This window comes from Mesorhizobium sp. M4A.F.Ca.ET.020.02.1.1, assembly GCF_004022645.1.
GTDB lineage: Bacteria > Pseudomonadota > Alphaproteobacteria > Rhizobiales > Rhizobiaceae > Mesorhizobium.
Genome location: NZ_RZOI01000536.1, coordinates 1 through 4,307 on the forward strand (window position 1 = coordinate 1; position 4,307 = coordinate 4,307).

General features: G+C 65.6%; 5 protein-coding genes and 1 pseudogene. 4 read left to right on the forward strand and 2 right to left on the reverse strand.

Going from position 1 to position 4,307, the window contains the following annotated elements; translation table 11 throughout:
• The 4 genes from EN742_RS26040 to EN742_RS26055 all read left to right on the forward strand — a co-directional run.
• A partial coding sequence (locus tag EN742_RS26040; protein WP_148670255.1) for a GMC oxidoreductase occupies positions 1-392 on the forward strand: 392 nt, incomplete at its 5' end.
• Entirely contained in the window at positions 389-1,150 is a 762-nt protein-coding gene (locus EN742_RS26045; protein ID WP_127404962.1) for a 3-ketoacyl-ACP reductase, read from the forward strand. The genes EN742_RS26040 and EN742_RS26045, both read left to right, overlap by 4 nt.
• A gap of 12 nt (positions 1,151-1,162) precedes the next feature.
• Positions 1,163-2,791, forward strand: a complete 1,629-nt coding sequence (locus EN742_RS26050) for a GMC family oxidoreductase N-terminal domain-containing protein (RefSeq protein ID WP_127421626.1) — start codon at positions 1,163-1,165, stop codon at positions 2,789-2,791.
• A gap of 10 nt (positions 2,792-2,801) precedes the next feature.
• The gene (locus tag EN742_RS26055) at positions 2,802-3,116 is read left to right on the forward strand and encodes a Dabb family protein (protein WP_126058396.1); all 315 of its coding nucleotides are present in this window, start codon (positions 2,802-2,804) and stop codon (positions 3,114-3,116) included.
• A 12-nt stretch (positions 3,117-3,128) separates the two neighbouring features.
• Here the strand turns inward: EN742_RS26055 and EN742_RS26060 are convergent, their stop codons facing one another.
• Together EN742_RS26060 and EN742_RS26065 are read right to left on the reverse strand one after the other, a co-directional pair.
• A complete protein-coding gene (locus EN742_RS26060) occupies positions 3,129-3,974 on the reverse strand; it encodes an EamA family transporter (RefSeq protein WP_126058395.1) in 846 nt (281 codons plus the stop codon).
• A gap of 7 nt (positions 3,975-3,981) precedes the next feature.
• Positions 3,982-4,307: pseudogene (locus tag EN742_RS26065) on the reverse strand (EEP domain-containing protein); the annotation flags it as partial.

Consider the following 4,307-nt stretch of genomic DNA (forward strand, 5'->3'; position numbering starts at 1 on the left):
ACCTGATGAGCGAGGACCTGCCCGATCCCGAAAGCCGCATCATGGTCGACGGCAAGGACATCGTCATGCAGTGGCGGCGCTCCAACATGCAGTCGCTGGAAGGCCTGACCAAGGTGATGCGCGAAAATTTCCGCGCCTGCGGTTATCCGATCGTGCTGTCGCGTCCCTTCGACAAGCGCACGCCCTCGCACCAGTGCGGCACGGTGAAGATGGGCAACGACCCAGCAACCTCGCCGCTCGACCCCTTCTGCCGCGCTTACGACCACCAGAACCTGTTCGTCGTCGATGGCGGCTTCCTGCCGACCTCGGCCGCGGTCAACCCGGCGCTGTCGATCGCGGCGCAGGCGCTGCGCGTGGCCGAGCACATCCGCAAGACGGAGCTTGCCGCATGACCCGCCCGGCGGCCATCATCACGGGCGGCGCGCGGGGCATCGGACTGGCCTGCGCCGAGGCATTGGCCGATGCCGGCTTCGACATCCTCGTCGCCGACTTGGCCGACAAGCCTGCCGATGGCCTTGCCAAGAATATCACCGCGCGCGGTTCGAAGTTCGCCTACGCAAGCTGTGATATCGCCGATCTCGCGGGCCACGCGGCGTTGATCAAAACCGCGAAGAGCGCCTTCGGCCGCATCGATTGCCTGGTCAACAACGCCGGCGTCGGCGCCGTCGTGCGCGGTGATCTGCTGGACCTGAAACCGGAGAACTTCGATCGCGCCCTCGGCATCAATCTGCGCGGTACGGTGTTCCTCAGCCAGGCCGTCGCCAAGGCCATGCTTGGCACACTCGGCGAGCACCCGAAATCGATCGTCACAATCACTTCCGTCAGCGCCGAAGCGGCCTCGCCGGAACGCGCCGACTACTGCGTCTCGAAAGCCGGCCTGTCGATGTGGGTGAAAACCCTGGCGCTGCGACTCGCTGCCGAAGGGATCAGCGTGTTCGAGGTGCGGCCTGGCATCATCCGCACCGACATGACATCAGGCGTTGCCGCCAAATATGAGGCGCTGATCGAAGGCGGTCTGGTGCCAGCCAGACGCTGGGGCGAGGCATCGGATATCGGCGCCGTGGTGGCCGCGCTTGCCAGCGGCAAGTTCGGCTTTTCGACCGGCTCGATCATCAATGTCGACGGTGCGCTCTCCATACCGCGGCTCTGAACGGATGAGACAATGACCGATTACATCATCGTTGGCGCCGGTCCCGCCGGCTGCGTTCTCGCCAACCGGCTCAGCGAGGATCCCTCGAATTCGGTGCTGCTGCTGGAAGCCGGCGGCAAGGACTGGCATCCGCTGATCCACATGCCGGCCGGCTTCGCCAAGATGACCAAGGGCATCGCCTCCTGGGGCTGGTCGACCGTGCCGCAGAAGCACATGAAGGACCGCGTCTTCTGGTACACGCAGGCCAAGGTGGTCGGCGGCGGCTCCTCGATCAACGCCCAGATCTACACGCGCGGCAATGCCCGCGACTACGACGCGTGGGAGAAGGAAGAGGGCCTCGCTGGATGGGCCTATCGCGACGTGCTGCCCTATTTCAAGCGCGCCGAGAACAACCAGCGCTACGCCAACGACTTCCATGGCGACCAGGGGCCCCTCGGCGTCTCCAACCCGATCTCGCCGCTGCCGATCTGCGAGGCCTATTTCCGCGCCGGCCAGGAGATGGGCATCCCCTTCAACCCGGACTTCAATGGCGCCAGCCAGGAGGGCGTCGGCTACTACCAGCTGACCCAGAAGGATGCGCGGCGCTCGTCCGCATCGGTCGCCTATCTGAAGCCGATCCGCGCCCGCAGGAACCTGAGCGTCAGGACAGACGTGCTGGTCACCCGCATCGTCGTCGAGAAGGGCCGCGCCGTTGGTGTCGAGGTCGTCGACAAACCGGGCGGTCAGCCTGCGATCCTGCGCGCCGAGCGCGAGGTGGTCGTCTCCTCCGGCGCCATCGGCTCGCCCAAGCTTCTCATGCAGTCGGGCATCGGACCGGCCGATCATCTGAAGTCGGTCGGCGTGACGCCTATCCATGACCTGCCCGGCGTTGGCTCCAACATGCAGGACCATCTCGACCTGTTCGTCATCGCCGAATGCACCGGCGACCACACCTATGACAACTATGCCAAGCTGCACCGCACGATGTGGGCCGGCCTGCAATATCTGCTGCTGAAGAAGGGGCCGGTGGCCTCCAGCCTGTTCGAGACCGGCGGCTTCTGGTACGCCGACCCGACCGCCGCTTCGCCCGACATCCAGTTCCATCTCGGCCTCGGCTCCGGCATCGAGGCCGGTGTCGAGAAGCTGAAGAATCCGGGCGTCACCTTGAATTCCGCCTTCCTGCGCCCGCGCTCGCGCGGCACGGTGCGGTTGAAGAGCGCCGACCCGGCCGACCATCCGCTGATCGATCCGAACTATTGGTCCGATCCCTACGATCGCGACATGTCGATCAAAGGGCTGCGGCTGGCGCGCGAGATCATGCGCCAGAAGGCGCTTGCCCCCTACGTGCTGCGCGAGGTGCTTCCGGGCCCTGCCCTGCAGAGCGACGGCGACCTGTTCGACTACGCCTGCCGCAGTTCCAAGACCGACCATCATCCGGTCGGCACCTGCCGCATGGGGCATGACGAAATGGCCGTGGTGACGCCGGATCTGAGACTGCGCGGCATCGAGGGCTTGCGCATCTGCGACGCCTCGGTGATGCCGCGCGTTCCCTCCTCCAACACCAATGCGCCGACCATCATGGTCGGCGAAAAGGGCGCCGACCTGATCCTTGGCCGCGAACCTCTGCCGCCGGCCGTTTTCTCCGGCAACCGCGCCGCTTGAGGAGAGAGCCATGATCCGGCACTGCGTCTTTGTCAGATTCCGCCACGACGTCGACGCCTCCGAACGCGCGGCGATCCATGCCGATCTGGAAGCCTTGCGCTGGGCGATCGAAGGGATGGACAAGGTCCAGTTCAGCGCCAATGTCAGTCCGGAACCGTTCGCGCGCGGCTTCAGCCATGGCTTCACCATCGACTTCCGCGACGCCGCCGCCCGCGACGCCTATCTGGTGCACGAGGCGCATCAGCGTGCCGGCGCCCGGCTGGTCGCCGCCCTCGAAGGCGGCACCGACGGGCTGATGGTGGTCGATCTGGAAATTCTCGACTGACCGGCCGAGAAATTACCCCAGACGCAATGCGACGACGCCGGCGACGATGCTGAGCGCCGCGGCGCCGCGCCAGCGCGTCATCTTCTCGCCCAGCGCGACGACCGAGATCAGCATGGCGAACAGGATCGAGGTCTCGCGCAGCGATGCCACCGAGGCGATCGGCGCCTTGGTCATCGCCCACATGACGATCCAGTAGGCGGCGCCGCTGAGCACGCCGGTGAACAGCCCGGCCTTCCAGTCGCGCGCCAACACTGGCAGCGATTGTGGCCCCCGGAAGATGAGACACAGCACCAGCGCCCACGCGGCGTCGCAGACGAACAGCCAGGCGGCATAGCTCAGCGCGTTCGCCGCCAGCCGCGCGCCGCTACCGTCGGACAGCGTATAGCTGGCGATGAAGATCGACGTGCCCAGCGCGAAGCTGACCGCGCGCAGGTTGAACCGCTCCAGATGGACGCCGCCGCGAAACGACATTACCAGCGTGCCGGCCGACAACAGCAGGATACCGAGAATGGCGAGCGACGCGGGAACCTCCCGCACCACCACCATACCGCCAAGGGCGGAGAGCAGCGGTGCAGTACCGCGCGCCAGCGGATAGGTCTGGGCGAAATCGCCGGCCTTGTAGGCGCCGATCAGGAAGGTCCGGTAGCCCATGTGAAAGAAGACCGAGGCGAGAATGAATGGCCACACTTCGGCCTTCGGGAACTCGACGAAGGGCAGCACGAACAGCGCGGCAAATCCCATGCCCAATGTCATCAGCGTGATCGACAGGAAACGGTCGAGATGCACCTTGACCAGTGCGTTCCAGATCGCGTGCATGGCGGCCGCGCTAAGAACCGCGAAGAAGACGAAAAGCGTCATGCCCGCTTCATCCGCCTCCGGAGACTGCGGCAAGGCAGGGCGTTTCGAGGTCAATATCGACCCTCAGCGGAAAATGGTCGGACGCGATCTCGCCAATGTCGGCGCCGACCGAGCGCACGCGCGTGGCGAGCATGCCGCCGACGAAGCAATGGTCGAGCCGACGCTTTGACAGCCCGCCGTCGATGATTTTTTCATGGGTGTGGAAATCGGCCACCGGCTCGCTTGCAGCGGCGGCGGCATCGATGAAGCCGTCGCGATAGACCGCACCCCGATGGTAGGGCGTGCTGCCGACGATGCGCCGGTATTCGGCGCTCCCCGGCTCCATGTTGAAGT

Coding starts and splice junctions, on each gene's coding strand:
- EN742_RS26045 (WP_127404962.1), top strand. CDS start 389: ATGACCCGCCCGGCGGCCATCATCACGGGCGGCGCGCGGGGCATCGGA.
- EN742_RS26060 (WP_126058395.1), bottom strand. CDS start 3,974: ATGACGCTTTTCGTCTTCTTCGCGGTTCTTAGCGCGGCCGCCATGCAC.
- EN742_RS26055 (WP_126058396.1), top strand. CDS start 2,802: ATGATCCGGCACTGCGTCTTTGTCAGATTCCGCCACGACGTCGACGCC.
- EN742_RS26050 (WP_127421626.1), top strand. CDS start 1,163: ATGACCGATTACATCATCGTTGGCGCCGGTCCCGCCGGCTGCGTTCTC.